The 26,003-nt window shown below is 64.6% G+C and carries 26 protein-coding genes; 20 read left to right on the top strand and 6 right to left on the bottom strand.

Features of this window, described 5'->3' with window-relative positions; translation table 11 throughout:
• Positions 1 to 17: 17 nt before the first annotated feature.
• From ATO9_RS12705 to ATO9_RS12660, 11 genes are all read left to right on the top strand, one after another.
• Complete coding sequence (locus tag ATO9_RS12705) at positions 18 to 440, top strand: carboxymuconolactone decarboxylase family protein (protein WP_043749417.1); 423 nt, start codon at positions 18 to 20, stop codon at positions 438 to 440.
• Complete coding sequence (locus ATO9_RS12700; protein WP_043749414.1) at positions 437 to 1,042, top strand: NADH-quinone oxidoreductase subunit J; 606 nt, start codon at positions 437 to 439, stop codon at positions 1,040 to 1,042. Before ATO9_RS12705 ends, ATO9_RS12700 begins: the two co-directional genes overlap by 4 nt.
• Positions 1,042 to 1,194 carry a hypothetical protein gene (locus ATO9_RS24295; protein WP_162183072.1) on the top strand — a complete coding sequence of 51 codons (153 nt, stop codon included), beginning with the start codon at positions 1,042 to 1,044 and terminating at the stop codon, positions 1,192 to 1,194. The genes ATO9_RS12700 and ATO9_RS24295 overlap by 1 nt, the downstream gene beginning before the upstream one ends.
• Before the next feature lie 12 nt (positions 1,195 to 1,206).
• A complete protein-coding gene (locus ATO9_RS12695; RefSeq protein WP_043749411.1) occupies positions 1,207 to 1,401 on the top strand; it encodes a hypothetical protein in 195 nt (64 codons plus the stop codon).
• 63 nt (positions 1,402 to 1,464) lie between these two features.
• Entirely contained in the window at positions 1,465 to 1,770 is a 306-nt protein-coding gene (gene nuoK, locus ATO9_RS12690; protein ID WP_043749408.1) for an NADH-quinone oxidoreductase subunit NuoK, read from the top strand.
• A gap of 4 nt (positions 1,771 to 1,774) precedes the next feature.
• Positions 1,775 to 3,925, top strand: a complete 2,151-nt coding sequence (gene nuoL, locus ATO9_RS12685) for an NADH-quinone oxidoreductase subunit L (protein WP_043749405.1) — start codon at positions 1,775 to 1,777, stop codon at positions 3,923 to 3,925.
• Positions 3,925 to 5,481, top strand: coding sequence for an NADH-quinone oxidoreductase subunit M (locus tag ATO9_RS12680; RefSeq protein WP_043749399.1), 1,557 nt, complete (start codon positions 3,925 to 3,927; stop codon positions 5,479 to 5,481). Before nuoL ends, ATO9_RS12680 begins: the two co-directional genes overlap by 1 nt.
• A 14-nt stretch (positions 5,482 to 5,495) precedes the next feature.
• Entirely contained in the window at positions 5,496 to 6,932 is a 1,437-nt protein-coding gene (nuoN, locus tag ATO9_RS12675) for an NADH-quinone oxidoreductase subunit NuoN (RefSeq protein ID WP_043749395.1), read from the top strand.
• 4 nt (positions 6,933 to 6,936) lie between these two features.
• Positions 6,937 to 7,698: a biotin--[acetyl-CoA-carboxylase] ligase gene (locus tag ATO9_RS12670; RefSeq protein ID WP_043749392.1), complete on the top strand. Its 762-nt coding sequence runs from the start codon at positions 6,937 to 6,939 to the stop codon at positions 7,696 to 7,698.
• Positions 7,699 to 7,715: 17 nt separating this feature from the next.
• Positions 7,716 to 8,495, top strand: coding sequence for a type III pantothenate kinase (locus ATO9_RS12665; protein ID WP_043749389.1), 780 nt, complete (start codon positions 7,716 to 7,718; stop codon positions 8,493 to 8,495).
• Positions 8,492 to 10,165, top strand: a complete 1,674-nt coding sequence (locus tag ATO9_RS12660) for a ribonuclease J (RefSeq protein ID WP_043749387.1) — start codon at positions 8,492 to 8,494, stop codon at positions 10,163 to 10,165. The genes ATO9_RS12665 and ATO9_RS12660 overlap by 4 nt, the downstream gene beginning before the upstream one ends.
• Here ATO9_RS12660 and ATO9_RS12655 read toward each other — a convergent pair.
• The 5 genes from ATO9_RS12655 to ATO9_RS12635 all read right to left on the bottom strand — a co-directional run bounded on the left by ATO9_RS12655 (position 10,146) and on the right by ATO9_RS12635 (position 15,882).
• Entirely contained in the window at positions 10,146 to 10,481 is a 336-nt protein-coding gene (locus tag ATO9_RS12655; RefSeq protein WP_043749385.1) for a PilZ domain-containing protein, read from the bottom strand. The two genes, ATO9_RS12660 and ATO9_RS12655, sit on opposite strands and share 20 nt — an antisense overlap.
• Before the next feature lie 117 nt (positions 10,482 to 10,598).
• On the bottom strand, positions 10,599 to 12,074 hold the full coding sequence (locus tag ATO9_RS12650; protein ID WP_043749384.1) for a DEAD/DEAH box helicase: 1,476 nt from the start codon (positions 12,072 to 12,074) through the stop codon (positions 10,599 to 10,601).
• A gap of 153 nt (positions 12,075 to 12,227) precedes the next feature.
• Positions 12,228 to 13,172: a glycosyltransferase family 2 protein gene (locus ATO9_RS12645; protein WP_043749383.1), complete on the bottom strand. Its 945-nt coding sequence runs from the start codon at positions 13,170 to 13,172 to the stop codon at positions 12,228 to 12,230.
• A complete protein-coding gene (locus tag ATO9_RS12640; RefSeq protein ID WP_052418288.1) occupies positions 13,169 to 14,071 on the bottom strand; it encodes a glycosyltransferase family 2 protein in 903 nt (300 codons plus the stop codon). Before ATO9_RS12640 ends, ATO9_RS12645 begins: the two co-directional genes overlap by 4 nt.
• Positions 14,072 to 14,274: 203 nt before the next feature.
• Complete coding sequence (locus ATO9_RS12635) at positions 14,275 to 15,882, bottom strand: peptide chain release factor 3 (protein WP_043749382.1); 1,608 nt, start codon at positions 15,880 to 15,882, stop codon at positions 14,275 to 14,277.
• A 232-nt stretch (positions 15,883 to 16,114) separates the two neighbouring features.
• Between ATO9_RS12635 and amaB the strand changes: the two genes are divergently transcribed.
• Both amaB and ATO9_RS12625 read left to right on the top strand, forming a co-directional pair.
• A complete protein-coding gene (gene amaB / locus ATO9_RS12630; protein ID WP_043749379.1) occupies positions 16,115 to 17,635 on the top strand; it encodes an L-piperidine-6-carboxylate dehydrogenase in 1,521 nt (506 codons plus the stop codon).
• Between the two features lie 6 nt (positions 17,636 to 17,641).
• The gene (locus ATO9_RS12625) at positions 17,642 to 18,895 is read left to right on the top strand and encodes an NAD(P)/FAD-dependent oxidoreductase (protein WP_043749377.1); all 1,254 of its coding nucleotides are present in this window, start codon (positions 17,642 to 17,644) and stop codon (positions 18,893 to 18,895) included.
• Between the two features lie 6 nt (positions 18,896 to 18,901).
• Here ATO9_RS12625 and ATO9_RS12620 read toward each other — a convergent pair whose 3' ends face one another.
• Positions 18,902 to 19,927: a Hint domain-containing protein gene (locus ATO9_RS12620; RefSeq protein WP_043749375.1), complete on the bottom strand. Its 1,026-nt coding sequence runs from the start codon at positions 19,925 to 19,927 to the stop codon at positions 18,902 to 18,904.
• 183 nt (positions 19,928 to 20,110) lie between these two features.
• Here ATO9_RS12620 and ATO9_RS12615 point away from each other — a divergent pair, with 183 nt between their 5' ends.
• The 7 genes from ATO9_RS12615 (at position 20,111) to ATO9_RS12585 (ending at position 25,970) form a co-directional block, all read left to right on the top strand.
• Positions 20,111 to 20,890, top strand: a complete 780-nt coding sequence (locus ATO9_RS12615; protein ID WP_043749822.1) for an SDR family oxidoreductase — start codon at positions 20,111 to 20,113, stop codon at positions 20,888 to 20,890.
• 9 nt (positions 20,891 to 20,899) lie between these two features.
• Positions 20,900 to 22,015 (top strand): hypothetical protein, encoded by a 1,116-nt coding sequence (locus tag ATO9_RS12610; protein ID WP_043749372.1) that lies wholly within the window; start codon positions 20,900 to 20,902, stop codon positions 22,013 to 22,015.
• 97 nt (positions 22,016 to 22,112) lie between these two features.
• Positions 22,113 to 23,192 (top strand): ABC transporter ATP-binding protein, encoded by a 1,080-nt coding sequence (locus ATO9_RS12605; RefSeq protein ID WP_043749371.1) that lies wholly within the window; start codon positions 22,113 to 22,115, stop codon positions 23,190 to 23,192.
• Positions 23,193 to 23,461: 269 nt separating this feature from the next.
• Positions 23,462 to 23,674: a twin-arginine translocase TatA/TatE family subunit gene (locus tag ATO9_RS12600; RefSeq protein WP_043749369.1), complete on the top strand. Its 213-nt coding sequence runs from the start codon at positions 23,462 to 23,464 to the stop codon at positions 23,672 to 23,674.
• Between the two features lie 7 nt (positions 23,675 to 23,681).
• Positions 23,682 to 24,203 (top strand): Sec-independent protein translocase protein TatB, encoded by a 522-nt coding sequence (gene tatB / locus ATO9_RS12595; RefSeq protein WP_052418287.1) that lies wholly within the window; start codon positions 23,682 to 23,684, stop codon positions 24,201 to 24,203.
• A complete protein-coding gene (gene tatC, locus ATO9_RS12590) occupies positions 24,200 to 25,138 on the top strand; it encodes a twin-arginine translocase subunit TatC (protein ID WP_043749366.1) in 939 nt (312 codons plus the stop codon). The genes tatB and tatC overlap by 4 nt, the downstream gene beginning before the upstream one ends.
• Positions 25,131 to 25,970, top strand: a complete 840-nt coding sequence (locus tag ATO9_RS12585) for an ATP-binding protein (RefSeq protein WP_043749364.1) — start codon at positions 25,131 to 25,133, stop codon at positions 25,968 to 25,970. Before tatC ends, ATO9_RS12585 begins: the two co-directional genes overlap by 8 nt.
• The last annotated feature ends 33 nt before the right edge of the window (positions 25,971 to 26,003 follow it).

Genomic DNA, 26,003 nt, shown 5'->3' with positions numbered 1-26,003 from the left:
AGCGGGGAGGGCGCGGCATGAGCGATCCCAAGACCCCGTTCGAGATGATGATGCAGCAGGCGCAGGAGATGGTGAAATCCATGAACCCGGCGCTGGAAAGCTTTACCCCCAAGGGATTCGACGCGCTCTGGCCGACCATGCCCAAGGAATGGATGGAAATGGCCTTTGGCAACACCTTCAACACCGAAGGTCTGGATGCCAAGACGCGGCTGTACCTGACGCTGGCCGGGCTGACCATGCAGGGCGCCCAGGCCGAAGCACAGATCCGGATGACCGTTCGCCACCTGCTTGAGCTGGGGGCAAAGAAACAGGAAATCGCCGAATGCATCGCACAGATGTCGATGTTTGCCGGCATACCCGCCATGACCCGGGCGGGCGAAATCGCGCAGGATGTGATCCGCGATCACGAAGCCGCGCAAAAGGAAGGGGACCAAGAATGACTGCCGCAACGCTGGCCTTTTATCTGTTCGCTCTGTCGACCCTGGCGGGAGGGCTGTTCACCGTTGTCAGCCGGAACCCGGTTCATTCGGTGCTCTGGCTGATCCTGGCCTTCCTCTCTTCGGCGGGGCTGTTCGTGCTGATGGGCGCGGAATTCGTCGCGATGCTGCTGATCATCGTCTACGTGGGCGCGGTCGCGGTGCTGTTCCTCTTCGTGGTGATGATGCTGGATGTCGACTTTGCCGCGCTGAAGGCGGAGATGGCGAAATACATGCCGCTGGCGCTGCTGATCGGGGTCATCCTGCTGATGCAGTTCGGCCTGGCCTATGGCAGCTGGGAAACCTCGGCGATGGCCGAAGGCAACCGCCTGGCGCTGATGCCCGAGGGCGAGAACACGCAAGGCCTGGGCCTGCTGATCTACGATCAGTACTTCATCCTGTTCCAACTGGCGGGTCTGATCCTGCTGGTCGCGATGATCGGTGCGATCGTCCTGACCCTGCGCCACCGCGACGACGTCAAGCGCCAGAACGTTCTGGCCCAGATGTGGCGCGACCCGGCCAAGGCGATGGAGCTGAAGGACGTCAAGCCGGGGCAGGGCCTGTAATGCCGGTGGCGAGCTGGTTCGCAGTGGCCTTCGCGGCTGCCATTCCGCTGGTCATGCTGGCCGAGCGTCGCGCCGGCCGGCGCGGCATGGTGCCTGCGCTGGCGATGACATTGGCCGCCATCGCCACGGGCGCGGCCGGCATCGCCGCCTAAAGGGGGAAGAGTGTGAGCGATCTGTTCGCCTTTCTCCTCTCGCCCGCAGGGATCGCCGCCTACGCGGCGTTCTGGGCGCTGAAGCTGTTGGCCGGTGCCTGGGCGATCAGGCAGGGGCTGACGCTGCTGCCCGAGCGGTCGCGGAACTGGACCGAAGCCCAGCTGGCCCGGATCGGGCTGCTGGCACGCAAGAGCCCGCTGGGCTGAAGACAAAGGCCCCGAGGGGTCGACGAGACAAACCAAAGACGGGCACGACCCGGAGGGACATTGATGATTGGGATCGAACATTACCTGACGGTGGCCGCAGCGCTATTCGTCATCGGCATCTTCGGGCTCTTCCTGAACCGGAAGAACATAATCATCCTGCTGATGAGCATCGAATTGATGCTGCTGGCGGTGAATATCAACCTTGTCGCCTTCTCCTGGTATCACGGCGATTTGGCCGGGCAGGTCTTTACCCTGTTCGTGCTGACGGTCGCCGCCGCCGAGGCCGCCATCGGCCTTGCAATCCTCGTCTGCTTCTTCCGCAACCGCGGAACGATCGCGGTCGAAGACGTCAACGTGATGAAAGGCTGAGCCCATGGTGTCGATCATCCTATTCGCGCCCCTTTTCGGGGCTCTCATCGCGGGCTTCGGCTGGCGGATCATCTCGATCCGCGGGGCGCAGTGGGTCACGACGGGCCTGCTGTTCCTGGCCTGTTTCCTGTCCTGGATCGTCTTTCTGACCCACGGGCCGGAAACCCAGCACATCGAATTGCTGCGCTGGATCGAAAGCGGGTCGCTGTCGACCTCCTGGGGCATCCGGCTGGACCGGCTGACCTCGATCATGCTGATCGTGGTCACCACGGTTTCGGCGCTCGTGCACCTCTACAGCTTCGGCTACATGGCGCATGACGAGAACTTCAAGGACGGCGAGGAAAGCTACCGCGCCCGGTTCTTTGCCTACCTGTCCTTCTTCACCTTCACGATGCTGATGCTGGTGACCTCGGACAACCTGGTGCAGATGTTCTTCGGCTGGGAAGGCGTCGGTGTCGCCTCCTACCTGCTGATCGGCTTCTACTACCGCAAGCCCTCGGCCAACGCGGCGGCGATGAAGGCCTTCATCGTCAACCGGGTCGGGGATTTCGGCTTCGCGCTTGGTATCTTTGGGCTGTTCTACCTGACCGACTCGATCCAGTTCGACGACGTCTTTGCCGCCGCCCCGACGCTGGCGGAAACCCAGATCACCTTCCTGTGGACCGAGTGGAATGCGGCGAACCTGCTGGCCTTCCTGCTGTTCGTGGGCGCCATGGGCAAATCGGCGCAGCTGATCCTGCACACATGGTTGCCGGACGCGATGGAAGGCCCGACCCCGGTGTCGGCGCTGATCCATGCCGCGACCATGGTGACCGCGGGCGTCTTCCTGGTCTGCCGGATGTCGCCGCTGATGGAATACGCCCCGCAGGCCATGGTGTTTGTCACCTTCCTGGGCGCCACCACCGCGTTCTTCGCCGCGACCGTGGGCCTGGTGCAGAACGACATCAAGCGCGTGATCGCCTATTCGACCTGTTCCCAGCTGGGCTACATGTTCGTGGCCGCAGGCGTCGGTGTCTACTCGGTCGCGATGTTCCACCTGTTCACGCACGCCTTCTTCAAGGCGATGCTTTTCCTGGGTGCCGGGTCGGTGATCCACGGGATGCATCACGAGCAGGACATGCGAAACTATGGCGGCCTGCGCAAGAAACTGCCCTACACGTTCTGGGCGATGATGATCGGTACGCTGGCGATCACCGGGGTGGGCATTCCGCTGACCCATATCGGCTTCGCGGGCTTCCTGTCCAAGGACGCGGTGATCGAAAGCGCCTGGGCCGGCACGGCGGGGGGCTATGCCTTCTGGATGCTGGTGGTCGCGGCGCTGTTCACGTCCTTCTATTCCTGGCGCCTGATCTTCCTGACCTTCTTCGGTGAGGCGCGGGGCGACAAGCATACGCATGACCATGCGCATGAAAGCCCCAAGGTGATGCTGATCCCGCTGGGTGTCCTGGCGCTTGGCGCCGTGTTCTCGGGCATGGTCTGGTACGGGTCCTTCTTCGGGTCGCATGACCGGGTGAACGCCTTCTTCGGCATTCCCGCCCACCATGCAGAGGCGGATGCCGGCCATGGCGAAGAGGCCGGCGATCACGGCGAAACCGCAGCTGCGGACAGCCACGGTGACGAGGCCGCGACCGACGACCACAGTGAGACCGCCGCGGCGGACAGCCATGGCGAGGACGTGGCCCATGCCGCGACCGGCATGGCCCCCGAAGGCGCGATCTTCATGCATCCCGACAACCACGTCATGGACGAAGCGCACCACGCCCCGACCTGGGTCAAGGTCAGCCCGTTCATCGCGATGGTGATCGGCCTGCTGACGGCGCTGTGGTTCTACATCTGGAACCCGTCGATGCCGGCACGGGTCGCCGATGCGAACCGTCCGCTGTACCTGTTCCTGCTGAACAAGTGGTATTTCGATGAAATCTACGCGTTCATCTTCATTCGGCCCGCGATGTGGATCGGCAAGTTCTTCTGGAAGAAGGGCGACGGCAACGTCATCGACGGCGGCATCAACGGTCTGGCCATGGGGATCATCCCCTTCTTTACCCGGCTCGCGGGCCGGGCGCAGAGCGGCTACATCTTCACCTACGCATTTGCCATGGTGATCGGCATCGCGGTCTTCGTGACCTGGATGACGATGACCGGAGGGGCGGAATAATGAGCAACCTTCTCTCGATCGTCACCTTCCTGCCGGCCATCGCGGCGCTGATCCTCGCGATCTTCCTGCGCGGCGACGATGCGGCGGGCGCGCGCAATGCGAAATGGGTCGCGCTGATCGCAACGGTCATCACCTTCCTGGTGTCGCTGTTCATCCTGTTCGGCTTCGACGCTTCCGATACGGGCTTCCAGTTCGTCGAGGAACGCGACTGGCTGATGGGGCTGAAATACAAGATGGGCGTCGACGGGATTTCGGTCCTGTTCGTGATGCTGACCACCTTCATGATGCCGCTGACCATCGCCGCCTCCTGGGGCGTGAACACGCGGGTCAAGGAGTACATGATCGCCTTCCTGATGCTGGAAACGCTGATGCTGGGCGTGTTCATGGCGCTGGACCTGGTCCTGTTCTACCTCTTCTTCGAGGCCGGCCTGATCCCGATGTTCCTGATCATCGGCATCTGGGGGGGCGCGAACCGGATCTACGCATCGTTCAAGTTCTTCCTCTACACCTTCCTCGGCTCGGTGCTGATGCTGGTGGCCATGGTCGCGATGTACGCGGATGCGGGCACCACCGACATTCCGACGCTGATGACGCACCAGTTTGGGTCCGAGACGTTCTCGCTCCTGGGCATCCAGATCGTGGGCGGGGTGCAGACCCTGATGTTCATCGCCTTCTTCGCCTCCTTTGCGGTGAAGATGCCGATGTGGCCGGTCCATACCTGGCTGCCGGACGCACACGTGCAGGCGCCGACCGCCGGGTCGGTCGTGCTGGCCGCGATCCTGCTGAAGATGGGCGGCTACGGCTTCCTGCGGTTCTCGCTGCCGATGTTCCCGGTGGGGGCGGACGTGATGACGCCGCTGGTGCTGTGGATGTCGGCCATCGCCATCGTCTACACCTCGCTGGTCGCGCTGGTGCAGGAAGACATGAAAAAGCTGATCGCCTATTCGTCCGTCGCGCATATGGGTTACGTCACCATGGGCATTTTCGCGGCGAACCAGCAGGGGATCGACGGGGCCATCTTCCAGATGCTGTCGCACGGCTTCATCTCGGGCGCGCTCTTCCTTTGTGTCGGCGTGATCTATGACCGGATGCATACCCGCGATATCGACGCCTATGGCGGCCTGGTGAACCGGATGCCGGCCTATGCGCTGATCTTCATGCTGTTCACGATGGCCAATGTGGGCCTGCCGGGGACCTCTGGCTTCATCGGGGAATTCCTGACGCTGGTCGGTATCTTCCAGGTCAACACCTGGGTGGCGCTGGTCGCGACCTCGGGCGTGATCCTGTCGGCGGCCTATGCGCTCTACCTCTACCGTCGGGTCGTCATGGGCGACCTGATCAAGGAGAGCCTGCGGTCGATCTCCGACATGACCGCGCGCGAGAAGTGGATCTTTGCCCCGCTGGTCGTCATGACCCTGCTGCTGGGGGTCTATCCCAGCCTTGTTACCGATGTGATCGGGCCCTCGGTCGAGGCGCTGATCGACAACCATGAAACGGCCCTGGCCGCCGCGGATCGCCTGGGCGATGCGCAGGTCGCCACCGCCGCGTCGCATTGAGGGAGGTCTGAACGATGCAGGCTGATCTGAACATCATCCTTCCGGAAATCCTGATCGCTCTCTTTGCCATGCTGGCACTTGTCGGCGCGGTCTACACCGGCAAGGACAAGCTGGCCTCGGCCCTGGTCTGGATCACCGCCGGGTTCATGGCGCTGGTCGCCATCTGGATCGCCACGACGGGCGAGGGCAGCAACGCAGCCTTCGGCGGCATGTTCGTCGACGACGCGTTTTCCCGCTTTGCCAAGGTCACGATCCTGATCTCGGCGGCCGTGGTCCTGATCATGGGCCAGGAATACATGGAACGCCGCGGCATCCTTCGGTTCGAATACCCGGTGCTGGTCGCCCTGTCGGCGGTGGGCATGATGGTCATGGTCTCTGCCGGGGACCTGATGGCCGTCTACATGGGGCTGGAGCTGCAATCGCTGGCGCTTTACGTCGTCGCGTCGCTGCGTCGGGACAACATCAAGTCGACCGAGGCGGGCCTGAAATACTTCGTGCTGGGCGCGCTGTCCTCGGGTCTGCTGCTGTACGGCATGTCGCTGGTCTATGGCTTTGCCGGCACGACGCTGTTCTCGGGCATCATCGCCTCTGCGGGCGAGGGGCCGGTGGCTATCGGCTTGCTCTTCGGGATCGTCTTCATGCTGTCGGGCTTTGCCTTCAAGGTGTCGGCCGTGCCGTTCCACATGTGGACGCCGGACGTCTACGAGGGCGCGCCGACCCCGATCACCGCCTTTTTCGCCACCGCGCCCAAGATTGCCGCCATGGGGCTGTTCGCCCGCGTCATGCATGACGCCTTCGGCAATTCCGTCGGCGACTGGCAACAGGTCGTGGCGCTGATCGCGGTCCTGTCCATGTTCCTGGGCGGTATCGCGGCCATCGGCCAGACCAACATCAAGCGCCTGATGGCCTATTCCTCGATCGCGCATATGGGCTATGCCCTGATCGGCCTGGCGGCGGGCAATGCGGCCGGTGTCAGCGCGATGATGGTCTACATGGCGATCTACGTGACGATGAATGTCGGCACCTTCGCCTTCATCCTGGCGATGCAGCGCGACGGCGAGCCGGTCACCGACATCGCGTCGCTGAACCTCTATGCCAAGGCCGAACCGGCACGGGCGCTGGCCATGCTGGTTCTGCTGTTCTCGCTGGCGGGCGTGCCGCCCTTCCTGGGCTTCTTCGCCAAGCTGGGTGTCTGGCAGGCGGCGCTTCAGGCCGACATGGTCTGGCTGGTGGCGCTGTCGGCAGTCGCATCGGCCATCGGTGCCTTCTACTACCTGCGGATCGTGTTCTTCATGTATTTCGGGGCCGAAGGCGCAACGGTCGAGAGCGGCAAGTCCCCGGTTCTCTGGGCGCTGCTGATGGGCTCGGCCGCGGTGATGGTCCTTGGGGTCGTGAACCTCTTCGGGATCGACCATATGGCGCAGGCTGCGGCGGCGTCTCTGGTCAACTGATCCGATGACACAGGCAACGGTCTGGCCCGAGGGCCATGACCGCGTGATCCTGACCGAAATCGACAGCACCCTGGACGAGGCGCAGAGACGCTTTGCCCAGGGTGTGTCGCGTCCAACCTGGATACTGGCGCTGAACCAGACTGCGGCGCGCGGCCGGCGAGGCCGGGCTTGGGCGATGCCCGCGGGCAATTTCGCGACCACGCTGATCCTGCCGACCGGCGATCCGACGGACCGGATCGCCCTGCGCTCATTCACCACTTCGCTGGCCCTGTTCGACGCCTGTGTCGCCGCGACCGGGCGGGTCGAGGGGCTGACGCTGAAATGGCCGAACGATGTGCTGCTGAACGGTGGCAAGCTGGCCGGTATCCTGCTGGAAACCTTGCAGAAGGGCGGCCGGGTCTGTGGTGCCTCCATCGGGGTCGGGGTGAACCTGGCCGCCGTGCCGGCCATCGACAGTCTGGAGCCGCGGGCGGTGCCGCCGGTTGCGCTGGCCTCGGTCACCGGGGCCCTGGTCGCGCCGGAGGAGTTCCTGACCTTCCTCGCCGCCGCCTTTGCCCGTTACGAGACCCAGTTCGCCACCTACGGGTTCGAGCCGATCCGCCGCGCCTGGCTGGATCGTGCGGCGCATCTGGGCAACGACATCACCGCCCGCACCGGCACGTCCGAGACGCGGGGACGGTTCGAGACGATTGACGCCACCGGCCAGCTGATCCTGACGACCGATGCCGGGCGACAGGCCATCGCGGCGGCGGATATCTATTTCTGAAACGGGGGAGGGGACCCATGCTTCTGACGATCGATTGCGGCAACACCAATACCGTGTTCTCCATCTGGGACGGGGAAAAGTTCCTGTGCACGCTGCGCACCTCGACGGAGCATCAGCGCACGGCGGACCAGTATTACGTCTGGCTGTCCACGCTGCTGACCCATCACAAGATCCCGATGGATATCAACGCGGTCATCATCTCTTCGACCGTGCCGCGGGTGGTGTTCAACCTGCGCGTCCTGTCGGATCGTTATTTCAACTGTCGCCCCTACGTGGTGGGCAAACCGGAATGCCTGCTGCCGACCCAGCCCCGCGTGGACGAGGGCACGGTCGTGGGGCCGGACCGGCTGGTCAATGCGGCGGGCGGGTTCGACCGGTATGGCGGCGACCTGATCGTGGTGGATTTCGGTACCGCGACGACCTTCGACGTGGTGGCCGAGGATGGTGCCTATGTCGGCGGGATCATCGCGCCGGGGGTGAACCTGTCCCTGCAGGCGCTGCATGAAATGGCGGCCGCGCTGCCCCATGTGGACGTGACCAAACCGCAGAAGGTCATCGGCACCAACACGGTGGCCTGCATGCAATCGGGGGTCTTCTGGGGCTATGTCGGGCTGGTCCGCGAGATCACGGAACGGATCAAGGCTGAATATGACCGCCCGATGAAGGTAATTTCGACCGGGGGCCTTGCGCCGCTCTTCGGTCAGGGCGATACCCTCTATGACGAATTCGACGAATTCCTGACGATCCACGGACTTAGGATCATCCACGACTACAATCGCGAAATGGGCAACGTATGAGCAATGAACGGCTGATCTATCTTCCCCTTGGGGGCGCCGGCGAAATCGGCATGAACGCCTATGTCTATGGCTATGGCGCCCCGGGAGAAGAGCGGCTGATCCTTGTCGATATCGGCGTGGCCTTCCCGGACATGGACACCACCCCGGGCGTCGACCTGATCTTTGCCGATATCGCGTGGCTGGAAGAACGTCGTGACCGGCTCGAAGCGGTGTTCATCACCCATGCCCACGAGGACCATGTCGGCGCGATCGGGCACCTGTTCGAACGGCTGGGCGCGCCCAAGGTCTATGCGCGGGCCTTCACCGGCAATATCGCGCGGGGCAAGCTGGCGGAATACGGGATCGGCGACAATGCCGTGACCATCGCCAATGCCTGGCCCGACACGATCAAGGCCGGCCCGTTCACTATCGGCTTCCTGCCGATCTCGCATTCCATCCCCGAAAGCTCTGCTCTCGTGATCGACAGCCCCGAGGGGCGCGTGATCCATACCGGCGATTTCAAGCTGGACGTGACACCGCTGGTCGGCGAACCCTTCGACGAAGACCTGTGGCGCGAGGTTGCCGCCCCCGGCGTGCGCGCGCTGATCTGCGACAGCACCAATGTCTTCTCGGACAATGAAGGCCGGTCGGAGGCCATCGTCGGCCCCGAGATCACCAAGTTGATCAGCGAAGCCAAGGGCATGTTCGTCGCGACGACCTTTGCCTCCAACGTGGCGCGGGTGAAGACCCTGGCCGAAGCCGGGGAGGCCGCGGGCCGTTCGATCTGCCTGCTGGGCCGGGCGATGCGCCGGATGATCGAGGCCTCGATCGAAAGCGGCGTGCTGTCCGATTTTCCCAAGGTCGTGGCACCGGAAGACGCCAAGGACATCCCGCGCGAGAACCTGATGCTGATTGTTACCGGGTCGCAGGGCGAACGGCGCGCGGCCTCGGCCCAGTTGTCGCGGGGCAAGCATATGGGGCTGACGATGAAGGAGGGCGATACCTTCCTCTTCTCGTCCAAGACCATCCCCGGCAACGAAAAGGGCGTGATCCACATCATCAACGCCTTCTCGGAAATGGGCGTCGACGTGGTTGATGACAGTTCCGGCCGCTACCACGTGTCGGGCCATGCGAACCGCCCTGACCTGCTGAAGATGCACGAGGTGGTGAACCCGCAGATCGTCGTGCCGATGCATGGCGAACACCGCCACCTGCGCGAACATGCCAAGCTGGCCGAGGCGAACCGGCGCAAGGGCGTGCTGGCCGTCAACGGCACGATGGTGTCCCTGTCGGGCAATGCGCCTGAAGTGGTCGACTATGTCGAGACCGGGCGCACCTACAAGGACGGGTCGGTACAGATCGGGGCGCTGGACGGGATCGTCCGCGACCGTATCCGCATGGCGCTGAACGGCCATGTCACCGTGACTGTGGTGCTGGACGAAGCGGACGAGCCGCTGGGTGACCCCTGGTGCGACCTGATGGGGCTGCCGGAAACCGGACGCTCCAATGCCTCCCTCCAGGACGTGCTGGAAGAAGACCTGAGCCAGTTCCTGGGGCGCGCCAACGCCAAGACCCTGTCGGATGACGACAAGATCGAGGACGCCCTGCGCAAGGTCGTCCGGCAGAGCGCCAATGACGAGATCGGCAAGAAACCCGAAGTGACCGTCGTTGTCAGCCGGCTGAGCTCCTGACCCTGTCTTCCAGCTGGGCGATGATCGTCCTGAGGCTGGCATAGGCCTGTTCCGGTTGGTCGAACTGAACCCCGACCAGCCGGTCGGTCGACCAACGCCGACTGCAGGCCAGCAGCGCGATATCCGGCAGCCTTAATTGCCGGATCTCTGCCTGATAGCTGGCGAAGGGCAGGGGCAACGCAATCCGCGCCCCGCCCAGTGACAGGTCCAGCACGCGGATCGTCGTCGTGCCCGTTGGAAATACTGCCTGACCGACCCAATTGACGTCGTAGCGGACAAAGCGCCGCTGGTCGATCACGCGTAATGCGTCATCCATATTGCCCCCTTTGCGCGCCTGAATAGGACACGCAGGGGCAAGCTATGGCTGGCTTGGTTACGGATGTCTGAAAATGGCAGGCGAATGTGATGCTGATTTGCGTCACATTCTTTCTAGTCAGCCCGCGCGGCGCTGTTCAAAGCTGAGGGCGATGAAGCTGGGCATGTGATCGCCCATGCCTACGACCTTGTTGTCGTCCTGACGCGAACGGCCGCGGCCGCCGCGGGACCGGCCGCGATCCGACTTGCCCTCGTCCCCGGACTTCGCCTCTTCGGCGGGTTCGGAGGTGTCGTCCTTGGACTGAGGCGCGGGGCTCTCTTCCTTGGCCTGGGGGCTGGGCGCGTTGGCCTGATCCTCGGGTTTCTTGCGCGACCGGTTGCGGCTGCGCTTGGGCTTTTCTTCGGTCTTTTCAGCGTCCTGCGCCTCTGCCGCCTCGGGCTGGCTTGCGCCCGGTACGGGCAGGCGGGGCACTTCGCGTTCGACCAGGCGTTCGATATCGGCCAGGTTCTTTTCGTCGCGCGGCACGCAGATCATCACGGCCTTGCCGTTCTTGCCTGCGCGGCCCGTGCGGCCGATCCGGTGCACGTAATCCTCGGCATGGGACGGGACGTCGAAGTTGAACACGTGGCTCACATCGGGGATGTCCAGCCCGCGCGCCGCAACGTCGGAAGCGACGAGGAAGCGCAGCGTCCCGTCGCGGAACCCGTCCAACGTCTTCATCCGCTGCGACTGATCCAGGTCACCATGGATTGGTGCGGCGTCGTAGCCGTATTTCTTCAGCGATTTCGCGGTGATATCCACATCCGTCTTGCGGTTGCAGAAGATGATCGCGTTCTTGCAGGCCTTGCCCTCGGCCTCGATCAGGTCGCGCAGGACGCGGCGCTTTTCGCTGCCTTCGCGGTCCTTGCGGGAGGCCTTGAACATGACCACACCCTGTTCGATCGTCTCGGAGGTGGTGGCCTGGCGGGCCACTTCGACCCGCGCCGGGGCCGACAGGAAGGTGTTGGTGATGCGCTCGATCTCGGGCGCCATGGTGGCGGAGAAGAAGAGCGTCTGGCGCGTGAAGGGCGTCAGGCTGAAAATCTTTTCGATATCAGGGATGAAGCCCATGTCCAGCATGCGGTCGGCTTCGTCCACGACCATGATCTGAACGCCGGTCAGCAGCAGCTTGCCGCGTTCGAAATGGTCCAGCAGACGGCCGGGCGTGGCGATCAGCACGTCGACTCCACGGTCGATCAGCGCGTCCTGCTCCTTGAAACTGACGCCGCCGATCAGCAGCGCCTTGGTCAGCTTCATATGCTTGGTATAGGTGTCGAAGTTCTCGGCCACCTGGGCAGCCAGTTCCCGCGTCGGCGCCAGCACCAGCGAACGCGGCATCCGCGCCCGGGCACGGCCCTTGCCGAGAAGGGTGATCATCGGCAGCGTGAAGGACGCGGTCTTGCCCGTCCCGGTCTGGGCGATGCCCAGCACGTCTTTTCCTTCGAGTGCAGGGGGAATCGCGCCCGCCTGAATCGGGGTCGGCGATTCGTAGCCGGCCTCTGCAATGGCCTTGAGGACCTTGGGGTCCAGGTTCAGATCAGTAAATTTTGTCATGCGTATCCGTTGTTTGCGGACACGTCTCGGCCCGCGCGGCGAAAAAGGACCAATTGCCCGGATGGCTCTGAGAGTGAAGTCAGGTTGGCCCAAGTGCGGCGGGCATAGCCCAAAAAACCCTGTCTGGTCAAACTTTTAAAGCGGTCAACCCGGTCAGGTTGCGCCGGGGAAGTGGCGTTCGCGCACTTCGTCGAAGGGCAGGTGGATGCGCCGCAGCAAGCCCGCGCGGGTTAGCCGGTCGAGGTGGCCGGGTGTGGCGGCGCAGACCTCGTCGAAGAAAAGGCGCAGGGCGGCCTCTCCGCCTTCCTCTTCGATCATGGCGAACACTTCGTGCAGGGACAGGCCGCCCTTGTCGCGCGGGCGGTTCGGTTTCAATTCGGCACGGTACGATCCGGCCTCGTGCCGGTAGCGATATTGGGCAAGCCAATCGGTCCAGTTGCGCGCATGCATGTGGGCCAGCTGGATTTGCGGCAATTCCTGCGCCCCGGGGTTTTCCGTACCGGCGGAGTAGATGTTGTGGATCTTGAATTCAGGCTCCGGCAGGCCGGTGCGGACAAAGATCTTGCCGGCCACATGGGACAGGAAACCGCCATTCAGATAAGGGCCATAGGTCGGCCAGACCTCGGTCGAGACCTTGCGGCGCTCCTTGGGGTCAAGCGTCAGGGTCTTGAAGTTCCAGTGGTTTTCGCCTTCGACCTGCGGCGCCAGCGCCTCCATCGGGCGCATCCGGGCGACCTGCGTGTCGGGGCCAAGGCGGGCCAGGATGTCGGCGACCGGCTCATCCGGGATCAGGAATTCGTCGATATCGACATGGGCCAGCCAGTCGACATCGGCGCGTTTTTCATAGGTGCGGGTGGCGTTCTTGGTCTGGCGCACCTGGTGCTTGCGTGGGCGGTTCCCCATGCGTTTCCAATAGGTTGCATCGGTCGTGATGGGGCGGATCCGGGGATGCGCACGCAGGATCGCAAAGGTCTCGGGGTCGGGTTCGTCGAGATGCAGGAACAGCCGATGCGCGCCCAGCTCCAGATGCCAGGCGGCGAAGTCGAGGACCGTGCGCAACGGCGCGCGGACGGTGGTGACAAGGCCCCAGGTGGTCATGGGGCTAGGTCCGGGAAATGACGTTTCAGTGCCGTGACGGTGTCCAGCGGGTAGCGTAGCAACATGCCATGGGCGTCGAGGCGGGCGATCAGGTCAGGTGTCGCCTCTGCCACTTCGGAATAGAGCTGCCGTATCCCGGCTTCGCCTTCGCTTTCCTCAAGGAAATCAATCAGCTCTGCCAGTCTGAAGCCGGTCTTGTCGCGATTGCGGTAGGACCCTTTGCTGCGGCGGAAGGCCAGGTGGTCAACGAAGCTCTGCCAGTCCGGGGCATGGGCATGGCCCATCGGCAGGTCGGGCCAGTGCACGCGGTTGGAGATCTCCTGCCCCTGCCAGAATGCGCCGTGAATGCCGAACCGAACCCTTTCGGCGCGGGGTTTGCCACCGGCGCGCAGCAGGTGCTTGCCCTCGAGGTGGCTGAGGAAGCCGCCGCGCAGGTATTGCCCGAAAGTCGGATAAACGTCCGACAGAACGGTGCTTTTGTGCCCCGCAGCCCGGGCGGTGCGCTTGAAGAGGTGCCCGTTCCCGCCGGACAATTGCTCGACCGGGGGCAGGTGGATCATGGCGCAATCCGCCGGAGCTTCGGCGAGAAGCGTCGCCATTGGGGCCGGGGGCAATAGGAATTCGTCGACGTCGATATGGGCCAGCCATTCCGCGCTGCAGTGCCGCCAGGTTTCCGTGGCATTCCGCGCCTGGCGCAGCTGATGCGTCTCGGGCCGTCCACGTCGCTTGTCCCAATGGGCGGCGTCGCAGGCATGGGCGGTGATGCGGGGATGGCGCAGGGCGTCGATCTGTGCGGGATCGGGCGCGTCAAAATAGAGCGTGACACGGTCGGCGCCCAGATCAAGGTGCCACGCGGCGAAGCGTGCGATCTGATCGGTGGGCGCCTTGACGGTCGCCACGACCTCCCATGTGGGGGGACCGGCGGGGGGCAGCGGAAGGGGGTGAAGGTCCCAGTACAAGTGCCTGATCTGGCGAAAGCCCTCGGGGTTATCCACACCCTGTTCGGCGTCAGGAAAATTCGAGGGCGAAACGGCTGTCATGGGCGCAGAGTGGCGCGCGTCAGGCCATGTGGCAAGAGGGGGCGCCGCAACGCAACGCCCTGTCAGCCCATCATTTCCTTGGTCGCGGTCAGTTGGATATCCGGGTAATCCCGGTCCACGCGGTCGATATCCCATTGCAGGCGCGTCAGGTAGACGACATCGCCGTCATGATCCTCTGCGATATGCTGCTTGTTCGCATTCACAAACTTATCAACAGCTTGGCGGTCGCCCTTCACCCAGCGGGCCGAGGTGAACTGGGACGCTTCGAAGCGCACGGGCAGGCCGTATTCCAGCTCGATCCGGGATCCCAGGACCTCGAATTGCAGGGCGCCGACAACGCCGACGATGAAGCCCGAGCCGAAGGTCGGCTTGAAAACCTTGGCGGCACCTTCCTCGGCGAATTGCATCAGCGCCTTTTCCAGGTGCTTGGCCTTCATCGGGTCGCCCGCGCGGCACGATTGCAGCAGTTCCGGCGCGAAGGAGGGGATGCCGCTGACGCGCAGCGCCTCGCCCTCGGTCAGCGTGTCGCCGATGCGCAGCTGGCCGTGGTTCGGGATGCCGATGATGTCGCCCGCCCAGGCCTCCTCCGCCAGTTCGCGGTCGGAAGCAAGGAACAGCACCGGGGCCGAGATCGTCATCGGTTTCTTGGTGCGCACATGGGTCAGCTTCATGCCGCGATTGAAGTGACCGGATGCCATGCGGACAAAGGCGACGCGGTCCCGGTGCTTGGGGTCCATATTGGCCTGCACCTTGAAAACAAAGCCGGAAACCTTGGTCTCCTCCGGCGCGATCTTGCGCGGTTCGGCGGATTGGACCTGCGGTTCGGGGCCATAGGCACCGATCCCGTCCATCAGTTCCTTCACCCCGAAGGAGTTGATGGCAGAGCCGAACCAGATCGGCGTCATATGGCCTTCGAGCACCGATTGCGGGTCCAGCGTCGGCAGCAATTCCTTGGCCATCTCGACCTCTTCCACCAGCTTGTCCAGCAGATGCGCGGGGACATGGTCGGCCAGCTTGGGATCGTCGAGGCCGTTGATCTCGATACTTTCGGCGACGCGGTTGCGGTCCTTGCGGTCGATCAGTTCCAGCCGGTCGCGCAGGATATCGTAGCATCCGATGAAGTCCGACCCAACCCCGATGGGCCAGGAAGCGGGGGTGACGTCGATCGCCAAGTTTTCCTGGATTTCGTCAATAATGTCGAAGGTATCGCGGCTCTCGCGGTCCATCTTGTTGCAAAAGGTCAAGATGGGAAGGTCGCGCAGGCGGCAGACCTCGAACAATTTGCGGGTCTGGGACTCGACGCCCTTGGCCCCGTCGATGACCATGACGGCCGCGTCCACGGCGGTCAGGGTGCGGTAGGTGTCCTCGGAAAAGTCGCTGTGGCCGGGCGTGTCGACAAGATTGAACCGGAAGGTCTTGTAATCGAACGACATTGCCGAGGCGGAGACCGAAATCCCGCGATCCTTCTCCATCTGCATGAAGTCCGACCGGGTGCGGCGGGCTTCGCCCTTGGCGCGGACCTGGCCGGCCATCTGGATCGCCCCGCCGAACAGCAGGAACTTTTCGGTCAGGGTCGTCTTGCCCGCATCGGGATGCGAGATGATCGCGAAAGTGCGGCGGCGCGCGATCTCGGGGGGCAGGTCGGGGCGGTTCGTGGGCGTGTCCAGCATGGGCGGGCGTATATCCCCGGGCGCGGGGCGGCGCAAGCTGGGACGGTTGCCCGCCCGGCGCAAAATGACCCGCGGAACGCAAGCCTTTCGGCTTTGCGTCGCGTCGCCGGACGGGTGATCTGGACGCCGTCGCCGGATCGGCGTTAGGGTGCCGGCAAAAGGGCGCCCGGCCTGTCCCGCAGGCCATGCGACATGCCGCGCCCCGTGACCCCATTTTGACAGAGGACCCGACATGCTGACCAAACCGCTGAAAGCCGTGACATCCGAAACGCTGGAGGCCTGCGGCGTGACCGCGGAACTCGAGGTTGCTGGCGGGATGGAGGTGATCTCTCCGGTCACCGGAGAGGCCGTGGCGAGCCTTGCCGCCCATGACGTCGCCGGGACCGAGGCCGCCATCGCATTGGCCGGGCAGGCCTTCCGCACCTGGCGCATGGTGCCCGCGCCGCGCCGGGGCGAGCTGGTGCGCCTCTTCGCTGAAGAGCTGCGCAAATCCAAGGAAGACCTGGGCCGCATGGTCAGCATCGAGGCGGGCAAATCGCCCTCCGAAGGCTTGGGCGAAGTGCAGGAAATGATCGATATCTGCGACTTTGCCGTGGGCCTGTCGCGCCAGCTGTACGGTCTGACCATCGCCACCGAACGGCCGGGCCACCGGATGATGGAAACCTGGCATCCGCTGGGCGTCGTGGGGGTCATCACCGCCTTCAACTTCCCCTGCGCGCCGTGGTGCTGGAACACCGCGCTGGCGCTGGTCTGTGGCGATCCGGTGATCTGGAAACCGTCGGAAAAGACGCCGCTGACCGCGCTGGCCTGCCAGGCGGTGCTGGAGCGCGCAATGGCACGGTTCGGCGACGCGCCCGACGGCCTGAGCCAGGTCCTGGTCGGCGGGCCAGAGGTCGGCGCGGCGCTGGTCGACAGCCCCAAGGTGGCGTTGATCTCTGCGACCGGGTCGACCCGGATGGGCCAGATCGTCGGCCCGAAAGTGGCGGCACGGTTCGGCAAGTGCATCCTGGAACTGGGCGGCAACAATGCCGGTATCGTCTGCCCCTCGGCGGATATGGACATGACGCTGCGCGCGGTGGCTTTCGGCGCCATGGGCACGGCAGGGCAGCGCTGCACCACGATGCGGCGGCTCTTCGTGCACGAGTCGGTCTATGACCAGATCGTGCCGGCCCTGAAAAAGGCCTATGGATCGGTCACGGTGGGCAACCCGCTGGAAACCCAGGCGCTGGTCGGCCCGCTGATCGACAAGACGGCCTATGAGGGCATGCAGGCGGCGCTGGAGGAGGCGAAAGGCCTTGGCGGCACCGTCCATGGCGGCGAGCGCGAGGCCGTGGGCCCCGAAAGCGCCTACTACGTGAAACCCGCTTTGGTCGAGATGCCGGACCATGCCGGTCCAGTGCTGCGCGAAACCTTTGCGCCGATCCTCTACGTGATGAAATACAGCGATCTGGATGATGCGCTGGAAATGCATAACGAGGTCGGCGGCGGGTTGTCCTCGTCGATCTTCACCACCGACCTGCGCGAGATGGAGATCTTCCTGTCCGCACGGGGATCCGATTGCGGGATCGCAAATGTGAATATCGGGACCTCCGGGGCCGAGATCGGCGGCGCGTTTGGTGGCGAAAAGGAAACCGGCGGCGGGCGTGAGTCGGGCTCTGACGCGTGGCGCGCCTACATGCGGCGGGCGACCAACACCATCAACTATTCCAGCGAATTGCCGCTGGCGCAGGGGGTCGTGTTTGATATCGACTGATCGCCCATGACCGCCCTGCAGGGCAGCCTCTGGGATCACACTGGCCATCCCGTGCAGACCGAAAAGCTGGACGGTGATCTGCGGGTCGACCTGGTGGTGATCGGCGGCGGCTATACCGGTCTGTCCGCAGCGCTGCATGCGGCGCGGGCGGGCGCCTCGGTCTGCGTGATCGAGGCCGGAGAAATCGGGCATGGCGGATCCGGGCGGAATGTCGGGCTGGTGAATGCCGGCCTCTGGCTGCCACCGGGCGAGGTGGCCAAGCGGATGGGGGATGAGGCGGCAGATCGGTTGAACACGGCCCTGTCCGGCGGCCCTTCGGCGGTTTTCGACCTGATCGAGGCGCACCAGATCCAGTGCGAGGCGCTGCGAAACGGCACGCTGCATTGCGCGCATTCCCCGGCGGGGCAGCGCGATCTGCAGGCCCGTCACGACCAGCTGCGTGCCATCGGGGCGCCGGTGGTCCTGCTGGATGCGGCCGAGGCGCGGGCGCGGGTCGGGTCTGACGCGGTGCATGGCGCGCTGTTCGATCCGCGGGCCGGAACCGTGCAGCCCAAGGCCTATGCCCAGGGGCTGGCACGGGCGGCCATCGCGGCGGGCGCACGGATCGTGCAACAGATCCGGGCGGAGGGGCTGCACCATGACGGCCAGGGCTGGGTGCTCCGCGCGGGCGGGCACGAGATACGGGCCGAGGCGGCGATCGAGGCGGTCAACGCTTATGGTGGTCACACGGACCGGTTCGCACCGATGCATTTCTTCCAGATGGCGACCGAACCTTTGCCCGAAAACCTGCGTGACAGCGTCCTGCCGGGGGGCGAAGGCGGGTGGGACACGGCGATGGTCTTGTCCTCCTTCCGGCGCGACCAAGCGGGGCGGGTGCTGATCGGGGCCATCGGGCGGCTGGATCACGGGGCCTCGGGGCTGCACCGGGATTGGGCGCGGCGCAAGCTGACCGCGCTGTTCCCGCAATTGCGCGACGTGCCGCTGGCCTATGCCTGGCAGGGCAAGATCGCCTCGACCTCGGATCACATCCCGAAAATCCTGCGGCTTGGCCCCAATGGGCTGAGTGCATTCGGCTATTCCGGGCGCGGTATCGGAACGGGAACGCTGTTTGGCAAGGCGATGGCCGAGGCGCTACTGACCGGGCGCGAGGACGGACTGCCGATGGCTCCGATCGACCGCTATTCGGAACGGTTCACGGGGGCGAAGGGGCTTTACTACGAAACCGGGGCGGCGCTGACACACATGGTGCGCGACCGCTAGGGCGTCTTACCGGGCGCCGGCCCGCCGCGAGGCCGCGCGCAGCAGCTCGGCCGCGTCGGGCTTGTCCAGAAGGGTCTTCTGGATCTCGAAATCCACGTGCAGGCTGTCGCTGTGATGCGGAATGGCACGGGCCAGGACCTCGTCCAGTTCCGGGGGCAGGGCGGCGCGGGTGCGGGTGTCGACCAGCAGCGTTTCCGCCGCGATCCCCTCCGCGTAGATGATCTCGTGGCTGTCGAAGAGCAGCTGGTAATATTCCACGAAGCCGCCATCCTGCTGCACGATGGTCGTGCCGTTGACCAGGTGACGGGCCTTGACCAGAACCTCGCGACGGCCGGCGCCAATGGCGTCCTCGCGCTGGTAGATGAACAGCCGGTGGTCCGGGCTGACGATCAGGTCGTTGGTATTGTTCAGTGTCCCGGCAGCGATCACGATCGGGGCAAATTCGCCCACGGCGCGAACGGTGGAATGCCCGACCCAGCGGATTTCCTGCACGCCATTGTCCCGGGTCAGGACACGGTCGCCGATCTCGAGCGTTTCGATGGCGCGCTGCGCGCCGGTGGACATGGTGATCTGTGTGCCGCGCGTGAACGAGACACATGCGATTTCCGCGAACTTGCGCGCCGCGCCTTCGATCTCGATCCCGACCAGCGTGTAATCCGTCTTCGGCGCCAGCGGCGCAAAGGGCATGGCGTAGACATTGGCGGCATCGCCGAACATGTCGACCTCGACGAGGATCAGCACCTCGGTGGTCTGGCCGTTGGGCGACATGAAGGTCAGGCAGCTGTCCAGGTGCAGCCCCGCGCCCGGCGTGCCCGCAGCCGTATCGTGGCCAATGGTGATGTCGCCATTGTCGCTCGCCTCGATCCCCAGGCGCAATTGCCGGGCATCCTCGGCGCACCAGTAGGTATCGTCGAGCATGAGCTCTTCGGCAAAGGTCAGATCGTCGCCTTCGTTTGCCCCGTTGACGCAGGGCAGATCGGCGGCATGAAGGACCGGGATCGATGCGGCTGGCTTGGCGATGGCAGAAATCATTCTTTTTTTGACCTTTCCTCAGCCGTGTCTCTTCGGCATGAGTAAGGTCTAGGTTGCGATTGTGGCGGCAAACTGGCGAGTACCGGGTTATTTGCCGTCATTGTTGCGAAACGGGCGCCAACGGCTTGGAAACCGATGGCCAAACAGACGAAGACGGGCCCCCCAGCCCGAGGGAGAATGTATATGGATCTTGGTATTGCAGGCAAGCGCGCACTGGTCTGCGCCTCCTCCAAAGGGTTGGGCAAGGGCTGCGCCATGGCGCTGGCAGAGGCCGGTGTGACCCTCGTTCTCAACGCCCGCGGCGCCGATGCGCTGGAGGCCACGGCCGAGGAAATCCGCGCCGCCCACGGGGTGGAGGTCACCACCGTCGCCGCCGACATCACCACCGAAGAGGGGCGCGCCAAGGTGCTGGATGCCTCCGGTCAGCTGGACATCCTGGTCAACAATGCGGGCGGCCCGCCGCCGGGCTTCTGGACCGATTGGGAGCATGACGATTTCATCAAGGCGCTCGAGGCGAACATGCTGACCCCGATCGCGCTGATGAAGGCGCAGCTGCCCGGCATGATCGACAAGGGCTGGGGCAGGGTGGTCAACATCACCTCGGCCTCCGTCCGGTCGCCGATCGCGCAGCTGGGCCTGTCGAATTCGGCCCGTGCGGGCCTGACAGGCTATGTCGCCGGCACCTCGCGCCAGGTCGCGAAGTTCGGCGTGACGATCAACAACCTGCTGCCGGGCCTGCACGACACCGACCGCGCCGTTTCGCTGGCCGAAGCCGCCGCAAAGCGCGAGGGCATCACGGTCGAAGAAGCCGCCAAGGCCCGCGATTCCGCCAACCCGACGGGCCGCATCGGCACCGCGGCCGAGTTCGGCGCGACCTGTGCCTTCATGTGTTCGGTCCATGCCGGTTTCATGGTCGGACAGAACGTTCTTCTCGACGGTGGGGCCTTCAACTCAACCACCTGAGGTCACGCCATGGCGCAGGGCTATTCCCTCAAGGATCAGCTCTTCAATGCAGACAAGGTCGGCTACCTGGCCGGCCTGTTCCGTGCCGTCGATCCCGGATTCGATCCGGATTTCGAGGCGCGGGTTCTGGCCCGCTTCCCCGAACTGGAGCTGAAGCAGCGCATCGCCTGGATCGCCGAAAACCTGGTGCTGGCCCTGCCGGGCGATTTCCCCGCCGCCGCCGACATGATCGACGCGGCGCTGCCGCCGCCGCTGGACCCTACGCGCACGGATGACGATTTCGGCGATTTCATCTTCGCACCCTTGGGCGAATACGCGGTGTTGCAGGGGCTGGAAGATCATCCCGCCCGCGCGCTTGACCTGATCGAGGCGCTGACGCAGCGCTTTTCCATGGAATACGCGATCCGGCCCTTCATCAACCGCTGGCCCGACGCCACCTTCGACCGGCTGGAAGATTGGGCAGGGCATGACAGCTACCATGTCCGCCGCCTCGTCAGCGAAGGCACACGCCCGCGCCTGCCCTGGGGCATCGGCATCGCGACCGAAATGGCCCGCCCCATGCCGCTGCTGGACAGGCTGCATGCCGATCGGGCGCGTTTTGTCACCCGCTCTGTCGCGAACCACGTCAATGACATCTCGAAAAAGGATGTCCGTCCCGTCCTCGCGGCCCTGAACCGTTGGAAGACGGCCGGCCAGCAGGACCCGGCAGAGCTGGCCTGGATCACCCGCCACGCCCTGCGCGACCTCGTGAAAAAGGGCCATCCCGGCGCCATGTCGCTGCTGGGCTACCGGATGGAGGCGATCATATCGGGCGATCTGGATCTGCCCGCCACCGCCCGCATCGGAGAGGCGCTGGAATTCTCCGTGACCCTCACCTGCCCGGAGGATCAGCCGGTCCTGGTCGATTACGTGCTGCATTTCGCAGGCCCCGGCGACCGCAGGCGGCGCAAGGTCCACAAGCTGGCCGTGACCGAACTGAAGGCCGGGACCCCTCTGACGCTTTCGAAACGCCACAAGCTGCCCGCGCAATCCTCGACCTACACGCTGCATCCCGGCCCGCACGAGATCGAGATCCAGGTCAACGGCCGCATCCGCGCCACCGGCGTTGTCGAGCTGACCCGCTAGCGTCAAAGGCCGCCACGCCGGCCGTCACGGGGCTTGCCGTGCTGCGCGGTGGCTGCTACCTCCCCCGAAAATCCCGAGAGAATTCATCGGAAAGTCCGTGGCCGCCACTCCCCGTCTCGAAATCCGCAACCTGACCCGCCGTTTCGACGGTCGCGCCGTCGTGGATGACGTGTCGCTGCAGGTGATGCCGGGCCAGGTGACCTGTTTGCTGGGCCCGTCGGGCTGCGGCAAATCGACCACCCTGCGCATGATCGCCGGGGTCGAAATGCAGGATAGCGGGTCGATCTGGGTCGACGGAGAGCTGATCTGCGACACCCATTTCCGCATCCCGCCGGAACGCCGCCGCATCGGGCTGATGTTCCAGGATTTCGCGCTCTTCCCGCATCTGTCGGTGGCCGAAAACGTGGCCTTCGGGCTGACGGGCAGTGCGGGGGAAAAGCGGGCGCGGGTCGAAACCATGCTCGACCGGGTGAACCTGCGCCGCTTCATCGACGCCTGGCCGCATGAATTGTCGGGCGGCGAACAGCAACGTGTCGCTCTGGCCCGCGCGCTCGCCCCCGATCCGCGCATCATGCTGATGGACGAACCCTTCTCGGGCCTCGACAACCGCCTGCGGGACGAGATTCGCGACACCACGCTGTCGGTTCTCAAGGATGCCGATGCCGCCGTTCTGCTGGTCACCCATGAACCGGACGAGGCGATGCGCATGGCCGACGACATCGCCCTGATGCGCCATGGCAAGATCGTCCAGCAGGGCGCGCCTTACAACATCTACAACGCCCCCAAGGACAAGGAGGCCGTGGCCTTCTTCAGCGATATCAACGTGATACGCGGAACGGTCCGCGGCGCGCTGACGGAAACACCCTTCGGCCAGTTCCTCGCCCCCGGCGTGCCCGAGGGGCAGGAGGTCGAGATTGTGATCCGGCCCCAGCACCTCAAGATCGACTTCGACCGCAACGGCTCCGGCCCGTTGTCGACGGCGCAGGACGGCACCCCGGCCCGCGGCGTGGTGGTCCGGGCGCGCTTCATGGGCAATGAAAGCCTGGTGGAGTTCCGGATGGATCACGACGGGTCGATCATCAAGGCAACGGTGCCCAATGTCTTCCTGCCGCGTCCGGGCAAGCCGCTCTGGCTGACCATCCGGCGCGATCGCTGCTTCGTTTTCCCCGCCTCCTGATCTTCATCTTGCCGGAAATACTCCGGGATGAATTCCGGCGGGCCCCGCCCGGCGGAAGAAGGGCAGAGCCCTTCCCCAATCCATGAATCGCGTGCAGGGCCCGGCAGGGTCCTGCGCCTTTGGGTCACCACGTGAACCATGGCAGGCACGTCATTGCAGAATCTATCACAATCCCCGGATTACACCTTCCCCTCCGACCTTTGAGCCATTAGATACATCGGGACTTTCGACCCGGCTGATCCCAGGCCGGAGCCAAGGGGAGAGACAAGATGCTCAACAATATCGGCCTTCCTGGCCTTCTGCTGATCGCCGTCGTCGTGCTGGTGCTGTTTGGGCGCGGCAAGATCTCATCGCTGATGGGCGAGGTCGGCAAAGGCATCACCGCGTTCAAGAAAGGTGTCAGCGACGGCACCAAGGAACTGGAAGACGCGCAGGCCGACGAGGCCCGTGACGTGACCCCGGAAGAAAAAGACAAGGCCTGATCCCCCCATGTTCGGAATGGGCTGGACCGAGCTTCTGGTCATCGGCGTTGTCGCCCTCATCGTTGTCGGTCCCAAGGATCTGCCGGTCCTGTTCCGCAACATGGGCCGCTTTGCCGGCAAGGCACGCGGCATGGCGCGGGAATTCTCCCGCGCGATGGAGGACGCCGCCGATGCCTCCGGTGTGAAAGAGGCGACGGACAGCCTGCGCGGCCTGTCCAACCCGGCGAAATACGGTCTCGACAAGGTCAAGGAGGCCACGGATTTCACCAAGTGGGAACCGGGCTCCAACACCGCGAAGCTGGCCGAGGAACGGGCCGAGAAGGCCAAGAAGATCCACGCCGCCTCCGCCGACAAGGCCGCCAAGCGCCGTGAGGCCGAAGCCGCCGCCGCGGCAGAGGCCGCCCAGACCGACGCGCAGCCCGACACGCCCGTGCGCGCCGATCCGCCCGCCGCCGGGGCCTCCCAGGCCGAGGCGCAGCCGGATGCGCAGCCCGACACGGAAACCTCCAAGACCGGGGACAAGGCATGAGCGCGCCCGACGCACGCGACGAAATCGAAGACAGCTCCGCCCCGCTGATCGAACACCTGGCCGAGTTGCGGACGCGCCTGATGCATTCGGCCGGCGCCTTTATCGTCGGCATGGTGATCTGTTTCACCATCTGGAACCCGCTGTTCAACTTCCTGACCCATCCGCTGTGTTCGGCGCTGGCCGAACGTGGCCATTCCGATTGCGGGCTGATCCTGATCAAGCTGCAGGAAGGCTTCTTCGTCGCGATCTCGATCTCGCTCTTGGGCGGGCTGGTCCTGTCCTTCCCCTATATCGCCTTCCAGATGTGGCGGTTCGTGGCGCCGGGGCTCTACAAGAACGAAAAGGGCGCGTTTCTGCCCTTCCTGATCTCGTCCCCGGCGATGTTTTTCCTGGGTGCGGCCTTTGCCTTCTACGTGGTGACGCCGCTGGCCTTCGACTTCTTCCTGGGTTTCCAGCAGCCGGGCACCGTGCTGAATGACGGGGACGTGCAGAACGCCACCGCCGGCATCGCCTTCCAGGGCTCCGCGCAGGAATACCTGTCGCTGACGATCAAGTTCATCGTGGCCTTCGGGCTGTGTTTCCAGCTGCCCGTGCTGCTGACCCTGATGGGCAAGGCCGGGCTGGTCAGCTCCGAAGGGCTGGGCGCGGTGCGGAAATACGCCGTCGTCGCGATCCTGGTGCTCGCCGCGCTGGTCACGCCGCCGGATGTCATCACCCAGGCGATCCTCTTCGTGGTGGTCTATGGCCTCTACGAAATCTCGATCTTCCTGGTGCGTCGCGTCGAAACCAAGCGCGAGGAACGCCTGCGCGCCGAGGGCTATTACGACGACGAATTCGAAGATGCCGAAGCCGCCGCCGATGCGGAAGAAGACTTCGACGATCCGCTGATGGACGAATTCGACGAAAGCGACAAAGACGACCGCAAGAATGACTGACCCGCTTGACCGGATCGCCGCGGCGCTGGAGCGTATGGCCCCCGCGCCGCTGGCCTCTCCCGATTTCGACGGGGCCGATGCCTTTGTCTGGCAGACCGATCCCGAGCGTCTGGAGCCTGTCACCAAGGTGTCCCGCGTGGCTCTGGACCTGCTGGTCGGCATCGACCGGTCCCGCGACACGCTGCTGGCCAACACGCTGCAATTCGCGCAAGGGCTGCCCGCCAACAACGCCCTGCTCTGGGGCGCGCGGGGCATGGGGAAATCCAGCCTCGTCAAGGCCGTCCATGCCGAGATCCTGTCGCGTGGCCAACCGCTCAAGATCGTAGAGCTTCAGCGCGAAGACCTGCCCACCGTTACCCGGCTGATGCAGATCCTGGGCGAGTCGTCCCACCGGTTCCTGCTGTTCTGCGATGACCTGTCGTTCAGCCATGACGACCAGCATTACAAGTCGCTCAAGGCGGTTCTGGATGGCGGCATCGCCGGGCGGCCCGATAACGTCCTGTTCTATGCCACGTCCAACCGGCGCCACCTGATGCCCCGCGACATGATCGAGAACGAGCGTTCCTCGGCCATCAATCCGGGCGAGGCGGTCGAGGAAAAGGTATCGCTGTCGGACCGGTTCGGCCTGTGGCTGGGTTTCCATCCCTGCGACCAGGACGAGTTCCTGTCGATGATCGACGGGTATTGCGCCGCCCACGGCCTGCGCATCGACCCGGATGTCCTGAGAGCCGAGGCGATCGAATGGCAGGCGACGCGCGGGTCCCGGTCGGGCCGTGTCGCATGGCAGTTCTTCACCGACCTGGCAGGCCGCCACGGCGTCGCCATCGGCTGACGCACCCGACGTGAAAAGGCCGCCCCGAAGGGC

This window comes from Pseudooceanicola atlanticus (genome assembly GCF_000768315.1).
GTDB lineage: Bacteria > Pseudomonadota > Alphaproteobacteria > Rhodobacterales > Rhodobacteraceae > Pseudooceanicola > Pseudooceanicola atlanticus.
Note: the sequence above shows the minus strand (reverse complement) of the source record. Positions and strands in the feature narration are given on the sequence as shown.

Bases quoted from the DNA above. Each gene is read 5' to 3' on its own strand.
- ATO9_RS12705 (WP_043749417.1), top strand. From the start codon at position 18: ATGAGCGATCCCAAGACCCCGTTCGAGATGATGATGCAGCAGGCGCAG.
- ATO9_RS12700 (WP_043749414.1), top strand. From the start codon at position 437: ATGACTGCCGCAACGCTGGCCTTTTATCTGTTCGCTCTGTCGACCCTG.
- ATO9_RS24295 (WP_162183072.1), top strand. From the start codon at position 1,042: ATGCCGGTGGCGAGCTGGTTCGCAGTGGCCTTCGCGGCTGCCATTCCG.
- nuoK (WP_043749408.1), top strand. From the start codon at position 1,465: ATGATTGGGATCGAACATTACCTGACGGTGGCCGCAGCGCTATTCGTC.
- nuoL (WP_043749405.1), top strand. From the start codon at position 1,775: ATGGTGTCGATCATCCTATTCGCGCCCCTTTTCGGGGCTCTCATCGCG.
- ATO9_RS12680 (WP_043749399.1), top strand. From the start codon at position 3,925: ATGAGCAACCTTCTCTCGATCGTCACCTTCCTGCCGGCCATCGCGGCG.
- nuoN (WP_043749395.1), top strand. From the start codon at position 5,496: ATGCAGGCTGATCTGAACATCATCCTTCCGGAAATCCTGATCGCTCTC.
- ATO9_RS12670 (WP_043749392.1), top strand. From the start codon at position 6,937: ATGACACAGGCAACGGTCTGGCCCGAGGGCCATGACCGCGTGATCCTG.
- ATO9_RS12665 (WP_043749389.1), top strand. From the start codon at position 7,716: ATGCTTCTGACGATCGATTGCGGCAACACCAATACCGTGTTCTCCATC.
- ATO9_RS12660 (WP_043749387.1), top strand. From the start codon at position 8,492: ATGAGCAATGAACGGCTGATCTATCTTCCCCTTGGGGGCGCCGGCGAA.
- ATO9_RS12655 (WP_043749385.1), bottom strand. From the start codon at position 10,481: ATGGATGACGCATTACGCGTGATCGACCAGCGGCGCTTTGTCCGCTAC.
- ATO9_RS12650 (WP_043749384.1), bottom strand. From the start codon at position 12,074: ATGACAAAATTTACTGATCTGAACCTGGACCCCAAGGTCCTCAAGGCC.
- ATO9_RS12645 (WP_043749383.1), bottom strand. From the start codon at position 13,172: ATGACCACCTGGGGCCTTGTCACCACCGTCCGCGCGCCGTTGCGCACG.
- ATO9_RS12635 (WP_043749382.1), bottom strand. From the start codon at position 15,882: ATGCTGGACACGCCCACGAACCGCCCCGACCTGCCCCCCGAGATCGCG.
- amaB (WP_043749379.1), top strand. From the start codon at position 16,115: ATGCTGACCAAACCGCTGAAAGCCGTGACATCCGAAACGCTGGAGGCC.
- ATO9_RS12625 (WP_043749377.1), top strand. From the start codon at position 17,642: ATGACCGCCCTGCAGGGCAGCCTCTGGGATCACACTGGCCATCCCGTG.
- ATO9_RS12620 (WP_043749375.1), bottom strand. From the start codon at position 19,927: ATGATTTCTGCCATCGCCAAGCCAGCCGCATCGATCCCGGTCCTTCAT.
- ATO9_RS12615 (WP_043749822.1), top strand. From the start codon at position 20,111: ATGGATCTTGGTATTGCAGGCAAGCGCGCACTGGTCTGCGCCTCCTCC.
- ATO9_RS12610 (WP_043749372.1), top strand. From the start codon at position 20,900: ATGGCGCAGGGCTATTCCCTCAAGGATCAGCTCTTCAATGCAGACAAG.
- ATO9_RS12600 (WP_043749369.1), top strand. From the start codon at position 23,462: ATGCTCAACAATATCGGCCTTCCTGGCCTTCTGCTGATCGCCGTCGTC.
- tatB (WP_052418287.1), top strand. From the start codon at position 23,682: ATGTTCGGAATGGGCTGGACCGAGCTTCTGGTCATCGGCGTTGTCGCC.
- tatC (WP_043749366.1), top strand. From the start codon at position 24,200: ATGAGCGCGCCCGACGCACGCGACGAAATCGAAGACAGCTCCGCCCCG.
- ATO9_RS12585 (WP_043749364.1), top strand. From the start codon at position 25,131: ATGACTGACCCGCTTGACCGGATCGCCGCGGCGCTGGAGCGTATGGCC.